This window comes from Salinivibrio sp. ML198 (assembly GCF_001996015.1).
GTDB classification, from domain to species: Bacteria; Pseudomonadota; Gammaproteobacteria; order Enterobacterales; family Vibrionaceae; genus Salinivibrio; species Salinivibrio siamensis.
The window spans coordinates 1-19762 of the sequence record NZ_MUEZ01000001.1; the positions used below are offsets into that span (position 1 = coordinate 1).

Annotated in this window: 18 protein-coding genes; 7 read left to right on the forward strand and 11 right to left on the reverse strand. The window is 51.7% G+C overall.

Translation table 11 applies throughout. From position 1 onward, the window contains the following. Nucleotides 1-3091 (reverse strand): ATP-binding protein (locus BZG25_RS00005; RefSeq protein WP_077638252.1); only part of this gene is annotated, 3091 nt, incomplete at its 3' end. A 2-nt stretch (nucleotides 3092-3093) separates the two neighbouring features. Beyond that, entirely contained in the window at nucleotides 3094-4302 is a 1209-nt protein-coding gene (locus BZG25_RS00010) for an EAL and HDOD domain-containing protein (RefSeq protein WP_046075813.1), read from the reverse strand. A gap of 182 nt (nucleotides 4303-4484) precedes the next feature. Between BZG25_RS00010 and BZG25_RS00015 the strand changes: the two genes are divergently transcribed. Beyond that, entirely contained in the window at nucleotides 4485-4673 is a 189-nt protein-coding gene (locus BZG25_RS00015) for an ATPase (RefSeq protein ID WP_046075812.1), read from the forward strand. A 180-nt stretch (nucleotides 4674-4853) separates the two neighbouring features. Here BZG25_RS00015 and BZG25_RS00020 read toward each other — a convergent pair whose 3' ends face one another. Continuing rightward, entirely contained in the window at nucleotides 4854-5195 is a 342-nt protein-coding gene (locus tag BZG25_RS00020) for a 4a-hydroxytetrahydrobiopterin dehydratase (protein WP_046075811.1), read from the reverse strand. Then, on the reverse strand, nucleotides 5188-6060 hold the full coding sequence (gene phhA, locus BZG25_RS00025) for a phenylalanine 4-monooxygenase (RefSeq protein WP_077579115.1): 873 nt from the start codon (nucleotides 6058-6060) through the stop codon (nucleotides 5188-5190). The genes BZG25_RS00020 and phhA overlap by 8 nt, the downstream gene beginning before the upstream one ends. Nucleotides 6061-6280: 220 nt before the next feature. Between phhA and BZG25_RS00030 the strand changes: the two genes are divergently transcribed. Further along, nucleotides 6281-6586, forward strand: coding sequence for a DUF6482 family protein (locus BZG25_RS00030; protein WP_046075809.1), 306 nt, complete (start codon nucleotides 6281-6283; stop codon nucleotides 6584-6586). 18 nt (nucleotides 6587-6604) lie between these two features. Here BZG25_RS00030 and BZG25_RS00035 read toward each other — a convergent pair whose 3' ends face one another. From BZG25_RS00035 to BZG25_RS00050, 4 genes are all read right to left on the reverse strand, one after another. Then, nucleotides 6605-7339, reverse strand: a complete 735-nt coding sequence (locus tag BZG25_RS00035; RefSeq protein WP_077579114.1) for an SDR family NAD(P)-dependent oxidoreductase — start codon at nucleotides 7337-7339, stop codon at nucleotides 6605-6607. Between the two features lie 87 nt (nucleotides 7340-7426). Beyond that, nucleotides 7427-9394 (reverse strand): Fe(3+)-hydroxamate ABC transporter permease FhuB, encoded by a 1968-nt coding sequence (gene fhuB / locus BZG25_RS00040; protein WP_077638253.1) that lies wholly within the window; start codon nucleotides 9392-9394, stop codon nucleotides 7427-7429. Continuing rightward, nucleotides 9391-10254: an iron-siderophore ABC transporter substrate-binding protein gene (locus BZG25_RS00045; RefSeq protein WP_077638254.1), complete on the reverse strand. Its 864-nt coding sequence runs from the start codon at nucleotides 10252-10254 to the stop codon at nucleotides 9391-9393. Before BZG25_RS00045 ends, fhuB begins: the two co-directional genes overlap by 4 nt. Then, a complete protein-coding gene (locus tag BZG25_RS00050; RefSeq protein WP_021023558.1) occupies nucleotides 10251-11030 on the reverse strand; it encodes an ABC transporter ATP-binding protein in 780 nt (259 codons plus the stop codon). Before BZG25_RS00050 ends, BZG25_RS00045 begins: the two co-directional genes overlap by 4 nt. A 239-nt stretch (nucleotides 11031-11269) precedes the next feature. On the opposite strand from BZG25_RS00050, the gene BZG25_RS00055 reads away from it, so the two are divergent. Beyond that, the gene (locus BZG25_RS00055) at nucleotides 11270-12826 is read left to right on the forward strand and encodes a deoxyribodipyrimidine photo-lyase (protein ID WP_077638255.1); all 1557 of its coding nucleotides are present in this window, start codon (nucleotides 11270-11272) and stop codon (nucleotides 12824-12826) included. Continuing rightward, the gene (locus tag BZG25_RS00060) at nucleotides 12816-12977 is read left to right on the forward strand and encodes a DUF2256 domain-containing protein (protein WP_074214700.1); all 162 of its coding nucleotides are present in this window, start codon (nucleotides 12816-12818) and stop codon (nucleotides 12975-12977) included. The genes BZG25_RS00055 and BZG25_RS00060 overlap by 11 nt, the downstream gene beginning before the upstream one ends. On the opposite strand, the gene BZG25_RS00065 is transcribed toward BZG25_RS00060, so the two are convergent. Continuing rightward, nucleotides 12913-13845: a LysR family transcriptional regulator gene (locus tag BZG25_RS00065; RefSeq protein WP_046075806.1), complete on the reverse strand. Its 933-nt coding sequence runs from the start codon at nucleotides 13843-13845 to the stop codon at nucleotides 12913-12915. The two genes, BZG25_RS00060 and BZG25_RS00065, sit on opposite strands and share 65 nt — an antisense overlap. A 99-nt stretch (nucleotides 13846-13944) precedes the next feature. Between BZG25_RS00065 and BZG25_RS00070 the strand changes: the two genes are divergently transcribed. From BZG25_RS00070 to BZG25_RS00080, 3 genes are read left to right on the forward strand one after another with little or no spacing between them, the layout of a single operon-like run. Then, nucleotides 13945-15312, forward strand: a complete 1368-nt coding sequence (locus BZG25_RS00070) for an NADH-quinone oxidoreductase subunit L (RefSeq protein ID WP_077638256.1) — start codon at nucleotides 13945-13947, stop codon at nucleotides 15310-15312. Further along, nucleotides 15312-17759 carry a DUF2309 domain-containing protein gene (locus tag BZG25_RS00075; protein ID WP_077638257.1) on the forward strand — a complete coding sequence of 816 codons (2448 nt, stop codon included), beginning with the start codon at nucleotides 15312-15314 and terminating at the stop codon, nucleotides 17757-17759. The genes BZG25_RS00070 and BZG25_RS00075 overlap by 1 nt, the downstream gene beginning before the upstream one ends. Before the next feature lie 8 nt (nucleotides 17760-17767). After that, complete coding sequence (locus BZG25_RS00080) at nucleotides 17768-18739, forward strand: L-threonylcarbamoyladenylate synthase (RefSeq protein ID WP_077638258.1); 972 nt, start codon at nucleotides 17768-17770, stop codon at nucleotides 18737-18739. Here BZG25_RS00080 and BZG25_RS00085 read toward each other — a convergent pair. Continuing rightward, on the reverse strand, nucleotides 18732-19151 hold the full coding sequence (locus tag BZG25_RS00085) for a PaaI family thioesterase (protein ID WP_077638259.1): 420 nt from the start codon (nucleotides 19149-19151) through the stop codon (nucleotides 18732-18734). The genes BZG25_RS00080 and BZG25_RS00085 overlap by 8 nt on opposite strands. Next, complete coding sequence (locus BZG25_RS00090; protein ID WP_077638260.1) at nucleotides 19144-19656, reverse strand: NifB/NifX family molybdenum-iron cluster-binding protein; 513 nt, start codon at nucleotides 19654-19656, stop codon at nucleotides 19144-19146. Before BZG25_RS00090 ends, BZG25_RS00085 begins: the two co-directional genes overlap by 8 nt. Nucleotides 19657-19762: the final 106 nt, after the last annotated feature.

Consider the following 19762-nt stretch of genomic DNA (forward strand, 5'->3'; position numbering starts at 1 on the left):
CTGGTTCTGGTTCTGGTTCTGGTTCTGGTTCTGGTTCTGGTTCTGGTTCTGGTTCTGGTTCTGGTTCTGGTTCTGGTTCTGGTTCTGGTAAGGAGTTTGTATCTATGGATGCATCTGTAAAGTGCTCACTGGCCAAATCATCCAACCTTGTTTCCTCTTCGTCAGTATTCTTATCACCATAACTGACCGCATCTGGATTCGCATATAGGAGCAACAATTCAATGAGTTGATCTTTACTGAATGGCTTAGCGAGATGCCCATTCATTCCCGCCTCCACACAACGCTCTGCATCGCCTGAGAGCGCGTTAGCTGTCACAGCCAAAATGGGCGTGGTTTTGTCGAATTTTCGGATCTCTCGTGTCGCCTCAAAACCATCCATTTCTGGCATCTGACAATCCATTAAAATGATGTCGAATGGCGAAGACTTGTGAAGTTCTAACGCTTCTTTACCATTGACGGCAAGCGCACGCTGACAGCCCAGTTTGGACAAAATAATGTCAATCAATTCTTGGTTAACCAAGTGATCTTCGGCCACTAGAACGTTGAGATTGAATTGAATATCATCATACTGCCCAGCCACGGGCCCAGGCTCTGTCAATGCATTCTCATCCTCGTTCAATACACGATACAATTCAACGTGATAAATCGGACAGGTCAGCGTCGCCATGCCAGTGTCATGATGGCCATCATGGCTGATAGCAATCGATTTATGTGCTTGACCGATCAAACGCTGACAGCTTTGCATTTTGTCCTGATCGATCATCAACACTGATTGGCTCGAGTTATCAAAAGCTATCTCACTGCCATCCGAATAGTTGATTAAATCTAACTTTAGACGCTCTAAATAGGTCGATAGTATTTCTATCAAAATGGCGTCTTCAGACACGAGGTAAACCTTGCTATCTGTCATGCTCTCGTCAGGCTCGTAGCTTGACATCAATGTCGAGTCAGTATTCGCCACCGTCACGGGTACTTCTGCAGTGAAAGTCGTGCCTTGGTTTTCTCGACTGCGGATAGAGATATCACCATCCATTAGGCGTAAAAGCTTACGACAGACTGGCAAGCCCAGCCCTGTGCCTTGATAAGAGCGTGAATACGAATTATCGACTTGCGTAAAGTTCTCAAAAATAGCTTCGTGGCGGTCTTCCGGGATCCCAATCCCTGTATCTTCTACTTCCATGACCAATGTGACCGAACCATCGCCTGCTTGCCGTTGGAATAAGCGCACAGCAATGTGCCCCTGCTTTGTAAACTTAACGGCGTTGCCGACCAAGTTTATGATCACCTGCTTATAACGCATGGCATCTAATTCAATGTCACAGGGCATATCAGGATCGATATAACAATGTAAGCGCAACTGTTTTTCCGCCGCTTTTGCGGTAAAAATACTTAAGGATTCGTGAACAAGCTCCGCCAGATCTAATGACTGTTTGGTGAGCGTCATCTTACCGGCTTCAATCTTGGTTAAGTCGAGTACATCGTTAATGATATTCAACAGTGCAGTCGAAGAGTGCTGTAAGGTATCAACAAAATAGCGTTGCTGCTGATTGAGCGAGGTCTCCATCAAAAGATTAGACATGCCAACAATGCCATTCATCGGTGTACGGATCTCATGGCTCATCATCGCCAGGAAATTGGTCTTCGATTCATTTGCTCGCTCGGCTTGTTCTTTAGCCCGTGCCATTTCCCGTGAAATCATGTCATTAAGCGCCTTCTGCTGCACAAAGTGCACCATAGCGCTCAAACTTGATAGTATCGGCTCAATCCACCCCTGAAGCTCTTCATTATAAGTGGTCGACTCGTCAAACAAGCACACCACCCCTACCATCTGGCTAGACATATATAGGGGCGTACCGTAGACGTTAATAATCATTTTCTGATTATTCCCCGCCACACTCGCCATTTGCAGACTACGTTTGCTTTGCTTGGTCTCGATAATTTCCTCAATGAGTCCTCGCACAAACTCTTCACCAATAAACTCATTTTTCACCAATCGCGTTTGTGCCAGCACTTTATAAGGCAAGTTGTTCTTTATTGCTTCTTCGTCGTTATGGCCTACCTCAACAATAATGCCATGATTGCTTTCGCCTATCCTTAGCAGTATCTGTAAGACATCCTGAAAGCTCTTACCAAAGTCTTCCCTGATAAGAAACTTATCTTGTAAGCTTTTCATTGCAGAAAAAAGCTCGGCCCCTTTAGATACTTTCTGTTTATCCAAGTGTTGTTCTGTGATATCGCGAATAATCGCTACGTTCAGCGCTCTAGGATCTTCATCTTTAATGGGGGTTGATTTGACCTGCACAATACGGACACCTTGATCCGTATCTATCTCGTACGACCGCTGTAACTGCCCACCGAGGCCATAAAGCGCTTGTGAAAAATAGCCGCGCGAATTAGGGCTTACGCGAGAGATAATCGTCGATAGGCTGATCGCTTCATCGGGCACAGATTCTAATTCGAATAGCTTCTTAGCCGAATCATTAATGGTAATAATACTGTGTTTATCACCGAGCACTAATAACGCGTCAGTATAACTATGAATTACCGTATTTAAATACGCACGGCTTTGTTCCGCTCGATTAATTTGCTTGGCGTATTTCCAAATAAAAAAACCAACCAACAAGTTCAGTAGAATGATTTGCGTCGCAGTGCGAAGTATTTCTGTGTTAAGCTCTTTATCGATATAGCGACTGTCTTGATAAATGATCAGTCGACCCACATCCACAGATTGTTCTCCCTGATCATAAACCAAGGGAACGTTGATTTCTTTTAGCTCATCACTTGACCGCATGCCTTTAGAGTCAGTCACATAACGAAATTGCTCATTGGTATCCGTCAGCTCAAGACGGTGGACATAACGAGAGCCCATTTCACTGTCTAAGTCATTTTGAACATTATTAAAATCATAATTCCACATCAAAGTAGGAAGTCGTTGCTTTAGGCGTTGAGTGATAGAATTAATGTCTTGGTTCATATCAGACTCAAGCCGACCTTTAGCAACATGATAATTGTAATAACCAAACACACCCAACAGTAAGGTCGCTAGTACAATTAAAATGACAGCGAGCCGCATACCTACTTTATTCATCATGATCACACCTGCATTGTCGCCGCCAGGGTTTGGGTTTGGTATCGGGCTTTATCAAACGCTTTTAAAACCGCGCGCTCTCTTAGCGACATTTTTTCACACAGTGACCCAACCCAATCCCAATTCGCATGCTCAATATGTTTACATAGTTCCAAAAGGTCACCATAAGGACCTGCACGTGATAGTAATGCTTGTTTTGCCTGTTGATTTAGGGCAAGTTGCTCTACGACATCCTCCATTGGGACACCTAACATCGCGTCCAGGAGTGAAAAAGCGCCCACCAAGAAAGCTTCATCGGGGTCCAAGTCGTTCATCAATGGGCCTGCTTGCTGCATAAAAATGGCCCGAAGAATGGCCGCATTCTGCAAGTGTGAGCATTCTTGATGATTCATGTTAGACATAATCAGCAGAGAAATCAGCCGCCGCAATGACTCTAACCCCAAGTACACCACCGCTTGTTTGGGATTAGTGATCGCTTTCTTTTTTGACTTCGCTAAGATATTGGCGCTTGTGACGACTTTGTAGAGCAACGAGACATCGCGAGAGATAACCTCTGTGATTTCATCGATATCATGAGGGCTGCGATTAATCACGATACACGCATCCAGTAAACTGATTACTGAGGGTGCCACATCGCTATGACTTTTAATTTGAGGTTGTTCGAAAAAGTATCCTTGAAACAAGCTAAACCCAAGCTGTTTAGCCAAAACAAACTCTTCGTTGCTCTCCACTTTACTTGCCATAAAACGCGTCTGGGCATAGTCCGAAATCGCTGCGGTCCATTCGTTCAAGCTTTCTGTTGCCATACTGACCCGCACCACATCGAATAAGTCCAGATGCCTTTGCCAGCGGCTCGAGAAGACATCACTCTCTCCTAAAATGGTAAAGCCTGCTTTCCGGTAAGACTCCAGTTGCTTCACTAGCATTGGCGTCGCATTGCACTTTGCAGTGACACAGATCACCAAAGATTTTACTGGAATAGAAAAGGGGATCTCATCAAGCAGTGCCGCCTCCGAAAAGCTCACCACGTATCGCAAGCTATCATCGAGTTCTTTCCCTGATAGAAAATTGGCGCTGAGAATGCGCGATGTCGCCGTATCTTCATCAATTGAAGGAAACTTGTTTTCTTGACCTTCCCTAAACAGAAGCTCATTGCCCCATTGGTTCTGCGCTTCGTCAAAGATGGGCTGGCACGAAAAAAAAATTTCACTCACAACTCACTCTCCTTAAAACAATCCCTTACTACAAACGTAGACCAAAGGTATGACTTATGGCGCCTTTTTTTTGATATAACTGAGTGTGTTAAGTCCAACTACTTGGGACGTGCTCGTCTTTTGCTTGGGCAAAATCACGATTTTTGCTAGGCTCTGCGCTAAGCATATCACGAGGTATATTTATGGATGTTTTGAATCAACTTGCCGATGACGCGCCCGAGCATGAGCCGGACACCTTGCCATCACTCGACGAACAAAAAGCGATTGTGGCAAAACTCAAAGCCCTTGAGGAGAAAGGTGAGCTCACTGACGAAATCCTAGCGCAGTATTTTGCCGTTAAGCAAAAAGACACAAGCGACGAAGAAGAGTAAGAACAATACGAAGACGTGACCGCGTAACTTTTTTAAATCTATCTTATTCTACGAAGAAGATGCCGAGAGATGATAATGAAAGGCATTAGCGGCGCAGGGTTGATACTTGCGTGGCTGGGATAGACAGAAGATTATCGACACAGATCCGCCCCGAGCTCAAACTCGGGGCGTTTTTCTGGTTTACTCAGGAGCAATGCCGTCGGTTTTCGCCGCACAAATAAAATCATTTTTGTGCAGGCCTTTAATCTTATGCGACCACCACGTCACGGTCACTTTACCCCACTCCAGTAAGATAGCGGGATGGTGTCCTTCTTGCTCAGCCAGCTCAGCCACCTGGTTGGCAAATGCCCACGCCAACTTAAAGTTGCGGAAGGTGAACTCACGTTCGAGCTGATCAATCCCATCTCGTGTTACTTTGCGCCACTGCGGAATGTCTTTAAGCAGCGCTGGCATTTCCTCAGCACTGACCAAAGGGGCATCAATATCGCAGGCTTCACATTTCAACTCAGTTAGTTCAGACATGTTGCGTTTCCTTTTGCTGTTCTGTCTTTTTCGGTTTGGGCGGGAATAAAGGCGCATGAAGGCCCAGTTCCATCGCTTGATGCACATCAGCAATCAAATCACGTTGACTGATGGCAAATAAATCGTCAATCGACTCAATGGTAAAGTAAATGGGTTGCATGATGTCAATCCGGTATGGCGTGCGCATGACATCTATCACTTCTAAAGGCTTACGCACCGCTTTGTCGCTATTAAAGGCGTACTCAGTCTCCGCCGGCGAAGACAAGATCCCGCCGCCATAAATACTGCGATTGCCTTGCGAGTCACTGAGCAAACCAAACTCGACCGTAAACCAATATAAGCGTGCAAGATAAACGCGCTCTTTGGGCGTGGCTTGCTTACCGAGCTGGCCGTACATATGGGTAAACTCCGCAAACGCTGGGTGAGTCAGCATCGCACAGTGACCAAAAATCTCGTGAAAGTAATCCGGCTCTTGCAAGTAATCGAAATCGTCTTTGGTGCGCAAAAAGGTCGCCGCAGGGAATTTCTTATCCGCCAGCAAGGCGAAAAAATGGTCGAAATCAATCAATGCAGGCACAGGGGCCACTTGCCAGCCCGTTTCTCGCATTAACACGGCATTCACATCTGGGATCTGTGGTACCGTGTCATGCGGCAAATCCAGCATTCGCAACCCGTCGAGATATTCCTGACACGCTTTATCTTTGATACATGCAAGCTGCCGTGTAACTAGCTGGCGCCATACATCGTTTTCTTGTGCCGACCAGGCTACACGACCCAGCTCATCAACTGGTTTGGATTCGTATTTACTCTGTTTCACGTTCACCGCCTTGTGTCGTTGTCTGGCGTAAAAATCGCGCGTAAACAGCGGCCCTTAGCCTTACGCAATGTCTCCGTTACTCACAGGTTACGTCGACTTTGCAGAGAAAATCATCTCCTCACCACGGTTTTAATTTTACCTTTGCGTAACATTTATTTTACATCGCGCATCCAAAAGGCTGTCGCTACGGGCAATGCATCAACCTTGAGGGATCCGCGCGCTTGCGTGGTCCGTAGTGGTTGAAAAGGCCTAACTGCAGGGACGAGTGATGAATTTACAACTGAGCGAACTGATAAATTACGACAACATTGACAAGATTCAGATCCGTGGCATTGATGGCATGTTATATCAAGCCATTGCGTTTTTGCGTCACGGCGATACGGTAGAGCAAAAGCTGATTTATCAAGGCGATAAACCCTATTTATCTCGCAGCTTGCTGGCGGTGAAAGATGATTTTGAATGGGTTAACGCCGCGCAGTACGTGCTAGTCACTGACACGGCATACGATGAAATGATAGGGCTTAGCACGGAAAAGCCTTTGTCGACTCTAGAGCAGCCATTGCATTGGAAATAACCCAACAATGCCCCCAACCTACGGGGCAATTTCTTCCCCGTCCCACGCAAACAATCGACCCGTATGACGACTGTCGAGGCCATCCAACACCGACAACAAATAGCCAGCCGATTGGGCTGGGCTGAATAACTTACCGGGCTTAACATTGGCTTGGAATGGCGCGGATAAATGGCTATCGACCGTCCCCGGATGCAGACCGACCACGGTTAATGACTTGTCTTGACGGCCAAGCTCAATGCTCATGCATTTGATCAGCATGTTCACCGCCGCTTTACTTGCACGATAGGCGTACCAACCGCCCGCACGGTTATCACTGATACTGCCCACGCGCGCCGACAAAATGGCAAGCTTCGCCTCGGCGTTGCGTTTCAATTTGGGCGCGAGGTGCTTGCTCAATAGCAGCGGCGCGACGGCGTTGACGTCAAAGAGCTGATGCATGGCCTCACTACTGCACGCCGCGAGCCGCTTTTCTGGGCTGAGCGCATCATCATGCAACATTCCCGAGGCAATGATCACCGCATCTAAGCTGTTGTCGTCGATGTGCTCGGCCGCCGCTTGGATTGATGCTTCATCGCGAATGTTAACCGCCACAGGCACCACCTTTTCACTTATCTCAGCAAGTGGCGCGGGGTGACGCCCTAGGGCGAAGACGTGCTGAATGGATGGCTTATCGAGCAACGCGCGGCAAAAAGCTTCACCAATCGCGCCACCTGCGCCGACAACCGCCACTCGCTGCATGGAATCACTGTTCATTCTCTTGGCTCCTCAAACAAAAAGAGATGCAAACTGCATCTCTTTAGTTAGGGATGAGGCGATCCTGTCGATCACCGTGTGTTAAAACTATAGCTTACGTAGCACAACCATTAGGTAGAGTCCGCCAATCAAGGAGGCAATGATCCCTGCTGGCATTTCTTGCGGATACAACCATTGTCGTCCGAGCCAATCGGCAAACAGCATCAATCCCATGCCAATCAATCCGGCGGTGATCATATGCGCCCGAGCATTTTTCGCTCCCCAACTGCGCGCAATGTGTGGCGCCATCAAGCCGACAAAGCTGAGCGGCCCCACCACCAAGGTGGCACTGACGGTCATGACCGCGACGAGGGCCAGCAACAGCATGCGGGCACGCCCTACCTTAACCCCCAGTGATTGAGCAGTTTCGCCACCGAGCGGCAAAATATCGAGCCAACGCTGACACATTAACCCCAGTGCCACCAGCACCGCGGCGACCAGGGCCAATGTGGTCACCGTACTGTCAGTCACATAGTAGGTTGAGCCTGAAATCCACGCGAGCACTTGATACGCGCGAGGGTCGCCACCCGCCATCAAAAAGCTTTGTACCGCTTGCATCAGAGCGGCTATGGCGACGCCTGTGAGCAACACTTTTTCTGGTTGGAAGCCGGTTTTGCGATTAAGCAGCACAATCAACGCCAAGGTCGCCCCCGCACCGATTAGACCGCCGATATATAAGCTCAGCATAGATGCGCCCATGCCCGCAAAAATGGTGACAATCAGTCCCAGCGCCGTACCAGCACTGATCCCCATCACTTCAGGGCTCGCCATCGGGTTAGCACTCAAACGCTGAAGCACGGCACCCGCAACAGCAAGCACACCACCCGCCAATGCCGCGGCCAGCAAGCGTGGCAAGCGCCATTCCAACAAGGACCAATCGCCGCTGAGCGCCAGCCACTGCCAGCCCTCACTTTGACGCGATACAGTGGCAAAAATCACCACACCCAACACCAGTAACATCAACGTTCGGCCTAGTGGCCAATCCTGACGCGGTGCGGGCGATCCCGATTGCATCTGTTGGCGTTGACGATTGCCCAGCGATACACGTGGCAACAGCCACAATAATAGCGGCGCACCCAACGCTGCCGTGGCGGCGCCCGTGGGCACCATCATTGCCCGGCGGCCCGGTAACAGCTGGACAGCCAAATCGGTGGCTGCCAACATCAAGGCGCCTAAAACCATCGCTAGGCTCAATCGGGTGATGAGCTTGCGAGCGCCACATAAGCGCGCAATCGCGGGCGCGGCAAGACCGACGAAGCCAATCACGCCAATCAAGCTGACCACCCACGCGGTCAGCAGCACCGATAGCCCCAGTGCAATCACACGGATTTTCGCCAGTGATACGCCCAAGCTTTTTGCTCCTTCATCTGAAAGGCTTAGGACGTTGAGCGGCTTTAACAAGGCAAGGATCAACACGACCGCCAATCCAACACGTGGCAATAAGGCTTGCACACTGTGCCAGTCGGTTTGCACCATCGAGCCCGCGCCCCACACCATCATGCCGTGTAGCGCTTCTTGATTCATCAACAGCAGCACGGTGCTGAGCGCGCCGCAGTAAAGGTTTAAAATCAACCCCGCGATCACCACTACGGTGGGCGATAGGCCGCGTCGCCATGCCAGCGCAAACACCACCAGCATGGTCAGCACTCCGCCAGACATCGCCACCATCGCGCTCGACCAAGTCAGTAGCCAAGGGGCATAAAGCGTCGCAAGCATCAGCGCCAAGCTGGCACCATTCGCCACCCCCAGCGTCGAGGGCGAGGCCAAGGGGTTACGCAATACCTGTTGCATCAAGGTACCGGCCAGCCCCAAACACGCCCCTGCCAACAATCCGGTGACCAAGCGTGGCCACCAAGTTAAATGCATCACCACCCCAATCGACGCACTGTCATCCAGCGACCATAGAGACTGCCAGAGCATGGATGCATTTACACCCCACTGTCCCAACTGAGTGGAGGCGAGGCTCAACAATGCCGCCAGTAATGCCAAGGGCACCCATAATAGGTTCAGTTTCATGACTGCCCTCCTTGCTCGATCAATGCTGCGGTCACAAGGCGGGCAAAACGTAACGCCGACGGAATCGCGCCAAAGCTCCATACCGGATCAATCATCAATGGCGTATGCCCCGTACGTTTAACCAAATATTGCCAAAACATATTAGTCTGAAGGGCTTGCTCGACGCCCGCGGGGAGTGGGCGCACAATCACCAGCTGCGCATCAAGGTCTAGCAGCTCGCGGGTGGAGACCATGCTAAACCCCCAACTGTTGGTGGTATTTTGCCACGCGTTGCTGAGCCCCAATTCACTGATTGCGGCGTGATACAAGCTGTTCGTCCCAAACACCCGCACATGGTTGGCGTCAAGAAATTGAATCATCAGAAGCGGTGGTTGTTCGCCGGGAATGGTATCGCGCAAGCTCGCCAATTGCTGTTTCGCATTGGCAATCAAGGTTTCACCGGCCTCCGGACGGTTAGCCTCGCGCGCAATTTGCCGCGTCACGGTCTTGAGCGACGTCCAGCTTAAGCCACTTTCATACAGAGGAATCGAGCTGACCGGCGCAATGGTGCTTAGCTTGGGCTTCATCGCCTTAAAAATGGGCGAAATTAGAATCTTATCCGGGCGAAGCTCGGCCAAACGCTCCATGTTTGGCTGGGTGCGAAGCCCAATATCGACGGTGTTTTCTGGAATCAGCGGGGCTTTCACCCACGAATTGTAATCCGCCTTTTGCGCAACCGCGACCGGAGTCACTCCCAAGGCCAACAAGGTTTCAGTTTGGGTCCAATCCAGCGAGAGAATACGGGGTGACGCGCTGACGCTCGCTGACATCATGGCCGCAGTCAGCCAGACCACAAGCGTCAGAAAAGAGGACTTGATCATACCGGCGATAACTCCCCCGGCATGGCAACCGCATAGCCGGCGGCATGATCGGCAATCGGCATCTCAATGCCATAAATCGATTTAAGGGCCGACTCTTGAAACACATCGCTGACCGCGCCTTGAGTCAGGACTTGTCCGCTGTGCAGCGCGACAATTTCATCACAAAAACGTGCCGCCATATTAATGTCGTGCACCACGATAATGATGGACTTATCCAACTCTCGACTGAGTTTGCGCACCAAGGTCATCACTTCGACTTGGTGGGCGACATCCAGTGCAGATAGCGGCTCATCGAGCAGTAAGTAACGCGTTTGCTGTGCCAGCAGCATCGCAATCCACAACCGTTGGCGCTCGCCCCCCGATAAGGTATCGACCAAGCGCTCGGCATAATCTTGGGTACCAGTGAGCGCCATTGCCTCGTTAATCGCTTGGTGATCGGCTTTGGTCAACCGCCCCAGCAAGCCATGCCAAGGATAGCGACCAAAACTGACCAACTCATACCCAGTTAAGTTATCGGTTGCCGGTAAATGCTGTGGCAAATACGCCACCTCGCGCGCAAAGGCTTTTTCCGACCATTTTGATAAGGGCTTTTGGTCTAATGCGATCTGCCCGCTGCTGGTTGCCTGTTGCTGCGCTAACAGCTTTATCAACGTCGACTTACCCGAGCCATTATGCCCGACCAACGCACAGATTTTTCCGGGCGTAAACGACAAGCTCACCTTATCGAGTAACACTTTTCCGTTGACGGCAAACGCAACGTCCTTTGCCTCTAACATATCTCGATCCTACTATTGCAAACACAAGCGCGTAGCACTTGCCCGTTATCTCTAAGAGCGGTAATTTTCCGATGCTTAAAAGGCAAATGCAAACCATTTTGATTTCGCTTTGTGTGCTTAGCGCTTGTTAATGAGAGAAATTAGACCTCAACCAAGTCCCTATCAGGGATCCAAGCGTCATTCAGCCTCGTATCGCCCATGGATAAATATAAATTGTTGTTACGACTGTCGAGAACCCTATGTCCGCGCCCATCAGCCTTGTGTGGCTAAAACGCGATTTACGCCTGCGGGATCATGCCCCATTACAAGCCGCCATTGCCGCGGGGCGCCCCTTGGTGATCCTGTACCTGTTTGAACCACTGCTGCTTAACGATCCGCACCATAGCGAGCGCCACTGGCGATTTGTCTGGCAGTCGCTGTGCGATCTTAATCAGCAGCTGGCGCCGCTTGGCGGGCAGGTCACTATTTGCCAAGGTGACGCACTCGCCGTTTTCGACGCTATCCACCGGCAACAGGCCATTGGTGCGGTGTACAGCCATCAAGAAATTGGCGTCGACGCGACGTTTTCTCGTGATAAAGCGGTGGCGAAATGGCTGGAGATCCATCAGATCCCGTGGCATGAATCCCCCACCGGAGCCGTGATCCGCGGCGCGAAAAATCGGGTTGATTGGGACGCTGAATGGCAAAAAGTGATGCGCGCTCCCCTTGCCGATCCTGATTGGCAACAAGCGCGCTGGCTAAACGCATCACTCACGCTACCTTCGCTCGGTCACCATAACTGGGACTCGCCCGCGCCACGCTTTCAGTCCGGCGGGCCGAGTTGGGCGTATAAAACCTTGCAGTCTTTTTTCCGCGAGCGCGGGCAAACCTATCAGCGCCACATCTCTAAACCACTCGCCAGCCGCAAAAGCTGTACGCGACTGTCGCCCTATCTTGCATGGGGTAATATCAGCTTGCGCGAGATGTATCAAATCACCCTCCTTCATTGGCAAAAAAAGGGTTGGCGGCGTGCGCTAGTAGCTATGGTGTCGCGTTTGCATTGGCACTGTCATTTTATGCAGAAATTTGAAAGCGAGCACCACATGGAACATCGGCCCGTCAATCGAGGTTACTTACATTTTGAGTACGCAAACGGTCCGCAGAGCGATGCGCACCTGCGCGCATGGCAACAAGGTAATACCGGTTATCCGCTCGTCGATGCTTGTATGCGTTGCTTACACGCCACTGGCTATATCAACTTTCGTATGCGGGCGATGCTGGTCAGCTTTTTAACCCACCATTTGTTGATTGATTGGCGCCGCGGTGTGCATCACCTCGCGCAGTTATTTCTCGATTTTGAGCCCGGTATTCATTATCCCCAATTTCAAATGCAAGCTGGCGTGACAGGCGCCAATACCTTGCGTATTTATAACCCAGTGAAACAATCGCAGGAGCAAGATCCCGAGGGAGCATTTATTCGTGAATGGTTACCCGAGCTTTCTCCCTTGCCCGACAGTTTGATCCATACCCCGTGGCAAATGACCGACATGGAAGCGATGATGTACGGTGTGGTGCTTGGCGAAGACTACCCGAAACCCATTGTCGATACCGAACAAACCGGCAAACGTGCGCGAGATATTTTATGGTCGTTTCGTCAACAAGACGCCGTTCGTATCGAGAAAGCACGGATCCTCGCCACCCATGTGCGTCCAAGCAGCCCTGAGCCAACAAACAGCCCCGAGAACGCGGACAAGCGCGCTCAAAAATCACGTTCACCTGCTGCTCAATCTATCGGAGGCAACCAAGATGGCGCATAAAAAGCCACATCTTCCCAGCAAGGTATGTTTGACGTGCGAACGGCCGTTTACGTGGCGTAAAAAGTGGGCGCGCTGTTGGGACGAAGTTAGGTATTGCTCTGACCGTTGCCGTCGCGAAGGTCGTCGCCATGCGCGAGCGGCGAAGATCTAAACGCTTCTAGCAGCGAGCTAAGTTGCGGATGCACCCACTGACGTTTAATCGATACCGCATAAAACGGCTCATACACACTCGGCAGTAAAGCATAGCGGGTAAGCATGCCGCTATCTAGCTCATCGCGAACCACCACTTCGGGCATTACCGCTAACGCATCATTGTCTCGGGTTAACAGGCGTAGCATCGCCATATCATTAGCTTCAGCCATGATGTAAGGCTTGAGTTGATACTGCGCAGAGATGGCATCAAACCCCGAGCGAATCGGGTTATCGCCATAAGGTAACACCCACGCTTGGTGCTGGTAGCTGGCGTCTAAGGTCGGCGACAAGGCTTTACCCGGCCAACCAATCACGGCTACCGGCTGGCGTGCCAATTGCTGATACTGCCAAATCTGTTTATTGGTGCCCCGCACCGCAATATTGGTTAGCGCCAAATCTAACTGGTGATCAGACAGCGCATGGAGTAAGCCGGTTTGATCCATCGATTGCAACACATAGCGGCACTCTCGTTGATTCACCAATGGCTGAATAAACTGCTCGATAAAATTCCGCGACATAGTGGATAAGGTGCCAATGCGAATCGTGGCACTGGACAGCGCCCCGCCGCTGGATAGCAACTGCTCAAGCTCTTCCCCCTGTCGGAATATCTCTTCGGCATAGTTCATCGCTTGATAGCCACTTTCGGTCAACGTCAATGTACGACCTTGGCGCTCAAACAATTGCACCTGCATCGCCTGTTCAAGCTGCTTGATTTGCGACGATAGTGCCGACTGCGAAATATGCAGCTGACGGGCGGTCTGAGTCAGGTTGCCGTGGCGCGCCACCTGCCAGAAATAATACAAATGATGGTAGTTAAGTCGGCTCATCGTTCTCTAAAACAGAATGAAAAATGATTTATTATGTATTTTACTTAACTGTAGTAAGTTTTCACAATGTATCTCATAACTATTGCTGTGAGGTAAGTCATGTTATCCCTATTTCTCGTCACCCCGCTCAAACTGGTGCTGCTCGCACTGGTTGCTCTTCTTGGCGGTGTCATCTGGCGATACAGTGCCACTGCGTTTGCAGGTGAAGCCGACAAACACCGTTTTCTTTCCTCTTTACTGCTCACCTTGTCGGCAGTCTTGTTGGTTTTAGTCAGCAATCATCTGTTGCTGTTTTGGCTCGCCTGGGTGGCGGTTAGCCTCTCATTGGGTCGCTTAATTCTTTTCTATCCGCATCGGCCTCGCGCCCAACTCGCGGCTCACAAAAAGATGCTGCTCGCCCGCTTTAGCGAATTGCTACTCGGTGGCGCATTTTTACTGTTGTTTTTCCACTACCAAACCGCGCAGATTGACCAATTGATGTTTCAAGTCAGCCAGCAGCCTCATACGCTGACTGTAAGCATCGCCGCCTTTATGTTGGTGGGCGTGGCGATTATCAAGTGCGCTCAACTGCCCTTGCACGGCTGGCTCATTCAAGTGGTGGAAGCGCCAACTCCTGTCTCTGCCTTATTGCACGCCGGTATTGTGAACCTTGGCGGGATCTTATTGATGCTGTTCGCGCCAGTGCTCGCGGCGAGCCCCAGTGCCAGCCTTGCCCTGCTGGTTATCGCAGGCATCAGTACGCTGGTGGCGGGGCTGGTGAGCCTGACACGCGTGAGCATTAAGGTAAAACTGGCGTGGTCGACCGTCGCACAAATGGGGCTGATGTTAGTCGAAATCGCCCTAGGTCTTTACGAGTTGGCACTGCTGCACTTACTGGCGCACTCTTTCTACAAGGCATTCTCTTTCCTCAACAGCGGCAATGGCGTGAATCATTGGCTCGCCACCCAACTGGCTGATGCCTCAATCCCCCGTCGCTGCCATTGGCTTGCCGCGATGGCCACCGCAGGCGGTTTGATTGTCGCCGTGCATCTGAGTGTCGGTATTTTAAATAGCTTGGCCGCCGGCTGGTTGCTGTGGATGGCGATGACCATGCTGCTATTACCAGCCTTTACGCGCCCAGGCGCTGCCCGCCCGACACGCGTGCTGTTCAGTAGCGTGTTTGCACTTGGCCTGCTCGGACTCTACGCCGCCATTAAACATAGCTTGATTGTGTTTGTCGCGGGCGGTAATGCCACCTACTTATTTGCCGATGCCTTTGCGCTGGTGCTGTTTATCGCGCTGTTTGCTCTGTCACTGGCGGTCCAGTACTGGCCTCACAAAGCGTGGGTGAATCGCCTATTTATTTGGCTGAACGCCGGCGCTTACCTTGATGAATGGGCGACGCGCCTAACACTCAAATGGTGGCCAAGTGCTTCTTTAATCCAACTACAAACGACCCACTGGCAACCGCATAAGGAGACGCGTTAATGATTGCGAAAACGCCCAATGTATCTGCATACCCTGAGTCCCTCGATGTGAGCGATTTTCGCGATGCCACACAGCAAGCGGTCGCCGCGATTGCGCCAAGCTGGCCGTTGGATCAAATGATTGCGGTGAACCCATGGTGGCCGCAACGCTTTACCCCCATTGAGCAAGTTTTTGCCGAACAAGCGGTGTTAAGCGGCCACTGTCCGCTAATGTCGTCGGCGTACTATCTGTCGCATTGGCAATCGCCGATTAGTGAAACACACCTTGCCGAGGCCATTTCAACCTCTGGCAGCGCATTGACGGTAAGTGATTGTCTGCGTGCGCTGCGCAGTCATAACAGTGACCTCCCGCGTTGGAAGCCACTGGCTGAGTTGTGTGACCGCACTCGAGAAGCACAAGAAGGTTTATCGTGGCAGCAAGAAATCCAGCAGCAAGTGAGCCAGTTTCTCGCACTCTATCACCAGTACCCACAGCGTTTTGATGCTCAAGGCCAAGGCGGTGAGCACCTTTATCAATGCTGGTTGGATGTGGTGAGCCAAGATAAAGGCATTAAAACCCTCACTGGCGTGGATTTGCTCGCCGATTTCGCCGCTCTGCCCACCCAAATGGATGCCCTGATCGCTGAAGCCGCCGCCTTTTGGCAACCGACTCTTCACGACCAAGACGGTAACTTGGCCTATTGCCACGCGCTTATGCACGGTTTATCGGGTTGGGCAAGCTGGCAAGCCTGGTTAGATTGGCAACAACAGCTCAGTGACAGTGAACAGCAAGATCATGGCATGGGCCTATTCGCGATTTTACTCGCGTGGGATACAGTGCTGGCACGCTGGCTTGCTAAACACCGTGAAGCAGCGTGGGCAAATATTCGTCAGTCCATGCACCATCAAGCGGTGAATGTGCGCCATTGGTATCACCAAGCACAACAACAGCTCGCGCCACTGTGGATTTGGCAACAAGCGCTGGAAATCAGTCAGCAGCGCCCTTGGGCACACGCCCTATCTGCGCAGGCCAGTGTCGACACGCTCGACACCTCCCCCACGCTTCAGGCTGTATTTTGTATCGATGTGCGCTCTGAGCCAATGCGTCGCGCATTAGAAGCGCAATCCGAACGAATTCAAACCCTTGGCTTTGCTGGCTTTTTTGGCTTGCCGATTGCCTATCAGCCCACTGATAGCCATATTCATCGCCCACAACTGCCCGGCTTACTGGCGCCAGCGGTCACCGCCTCACAAACTCATGCTACCCCCGAACGCTGGTTGCGAATGACCAAGCTCGGCTGGCAGCGTAGCCTCGATGCGCCCGCCGCCAACTTAGGCATGGTCGAAGCCGGTGGCATGCTGAAGCTAGTGAGCCTATTAAAACGCGCATTACGCATTTCTGGCACCGAAAACCCGCTAAATCGACTCAGCCATACTGACAGTGATTGGGCGCTCACCCGTGACAATACACCGTTAAGCGCAAAAGAAAAGGCGGAGCTAGGCGCTGGTATCTTGCGGGCAATGGGCATTGCTGATCAACTGGCCGATGCCGTCTTGTTGGTGGGTCATGGCAGTGAAACCTGTAACAACCCTCATGTAGCAGGGCTTGACTGTGGTGCCTGCGGCGGACAAACCGGTGAGGTGAATGTTCGTGTACTCGCACAGCTTCTTAACGATGCCGACGTACGTGATGTCATGGCAAAGCAAGGCGTGACGATTCCCGTCAGTACCCGTTTTTATGCCGCCATGCACAACACCACCACCGACGCACTGGATGTCTTTCACGCCCCCGAGCATACCGAGTGGCAAACTTGGCTGGCCGCTGCAAGCGAACAAGCACGTGCAACCCGCGCCAACCAGTTTGATCAAACACCAACCCAGCCATCCAAACTCAAACGCTTCTTTGCTACACGGGCCAAAGACTGGGCGCAAATGCGTCCTGAGTGGGGACTGTGTGACAACGCGGCGTTAATCGTGGGCCCGCGCACTCTGTCTCGACAGGTTAATTTGCAAGGTCGCAGCTTTTTACACGACTACGACATGCACAAAGACCGTGACTTTAGCCAGCTTGAAACCATACTCACCGCGCCCATGGTGGTGACCAATTGGATCAATCTGCAGTACTTTGCTTCTGTCACCGCACCGGAAAAATTCGGCAGTGGAAACAAATTGCTACACAACATCGTGGGTGGCCACATTGGGGTATTTGAAGGGAATGGTGGCGACTTACGAATTGGCTTATCGCATCAATCCGTGCACGATGGTCGTCGATATCGCCACCAGCCAGTGCGATTAAGCGTATTTATCGCTGCCCCTCGGGAGGCAATTGATAGTATACTTGCACGCCATGACGATATAGCCGCGCTGGCGAATCACGGCTGGCTGTACTTGATGCAAATTGATGCGCAGGGTGCAGTTTGGCAACGCGATCGCTCGGGTCAGTGGTATCACCTGAACGTAGCAACATAAAACGGAGCATGTCGTTGAAAACGCAACTTCTCTCAGCGCAGTGTTCAACGGACCTAACACAAGCCGCCGAGCTGCTAAAAGCCGGCGAACAAGTCGCGGTGCCCACAGAAACCGTGTACGGTTTGGCAGCGGATGCCAGCAATCCAGACGCCGTCGCGGGTATTTTTACCGCCAAGGGTCGACCCGCGAACCACCCTTTGATTGTGCATCTCGGTGACGTCGCATCGATCACCGAGTGGGCAACGCTGATCCCGGATGAAGCGTATAAGCTGGCGAATGCCTTCTGGCCAGGGCCGATGACACTGCTGTTGCCACGTGCCGAGCATATTTCACCAGTGGTCACGGGTGGATTGGATACCATTGGGCTTCGCGTGCCCGCGCAACCTGTGTTGTTAGACTTGCTCGCCACCCATCAGCTTGCTGTTGCCGCCCCGTCTGCGAACCCGTATAAAAAGCTCAGCCCCACCACGGCGGAGCAAGTGATGCATGGTTTAGGCGGAAAGATCGCCGCGGTGATTGATGGCGGCCCTTGCCAGCATGGGCTGGAGTCGACCATAGTCGATCTTACCAAACGTCCATTCCGCGTACTTCGCGCCGGTCCAATCACCGCCAGCGAGCTGAGCGCCGTGCTGGGTGAAACAGTCGAAGCCCCTGAGCAGCACGACACCGTGGTGCCCGGCAATGTGGGAAGCCATTACCAACCCAACACCCGGTTACAGATGGTGGCTGCGGACTTGTCTGATCTCCCTGCGCCCCATCCTGAAAAACGAGCGGCCTTGCTTCACTTTGGCGACGCCCCAACACGGGATAATCTGGTATGTATTGCCATGCCGGATGACGCTGCACGCTACGGGCAAGCGTTATATCACCAACTTGCCCAAGCCGATCAACTCGGCGTCGATGAGATCTGGCTCGCCCAGCCTCCTCATGGCGAAGCATGGCTTGCCGTGCATGATCGCCTGCGCCGCGCCGTTAGCTAGTTTTTGACGCACGCATTCGCATAAAGCTTGCCGTTGCACTGGCACACACAGTGCCCGCAACGGTGAGCGTTGCCTCCAACTGACTCATTCCATGTTTTGCTTTCACACACCAAGCACGTATCTCAGCCTCAACGGCAACGGGCACTGGATGGTGATAGCGAATATTAAGTGACGCTGTCACACTTTGCGGGGCAAACAAAAAGGTACAATGGGTCAACGCCGCATCTAAAAGCGTGGCAATCACCCCACCGTGTAGCTGATCTTGATACCCCTGCCAAGTGCTTTCTAACCATACTTTTGCGCTCACTGCAGTTTCATCGTCTTGGTAAAATCTAAGATTAAACAGCCCATTGTCACTGCAAGCCACACACTGATGATGCGACCGTGGCGGCATCACGCGTAATTCACTCATGGCAACCACAACCCTTTCCACTCGCGCGACCGCCTTTACCTTGCCGCTTACCACACCCTCGATGTTGATGACCTAAACGGCGGCCTTGCGCGCCACAACCTTTCCCACGCTCTGAGTGACAAGTGGCGTTCTGTTGTTGTGGTTTTTGCTGCTTCATTCGCTGCAACGCCGGCCGTCCTTGACTCGCATCCGTAAGCGGTTGCCAGTACGCAGGCGACAACCACTGGGTGGGATTTAGGCGACCATTGGTTAACTGATAAACATGTAAGCCAGCATCAAGTAATCCCGCTAACGCATGCTCGCCAATATGACGAGTCACCACACGTGTTACTTGGTTAGCTTTCAGCTTCGCTATCAAGGCGTTTTTGGCACCGCAACCTTCTGTTACACGTGGGTTGGCGAACTGAACGAGTGCTTGGCCATCGTCGTCAAACAGCGCAAAGTGCTCGGCCTTCATAAAATGTCCCGCAGGGCGGTCTTGGTTCATCGCAATAGCAATTGTCATCTTCCGTTCTCTCTTTATATAAATAGCATATGCAAAAAATACGCTTTATTTGTGGCATATGCAAACTATTCTGTGAGAGAAAAATGAGGAAAGTTGCGTCAAGACA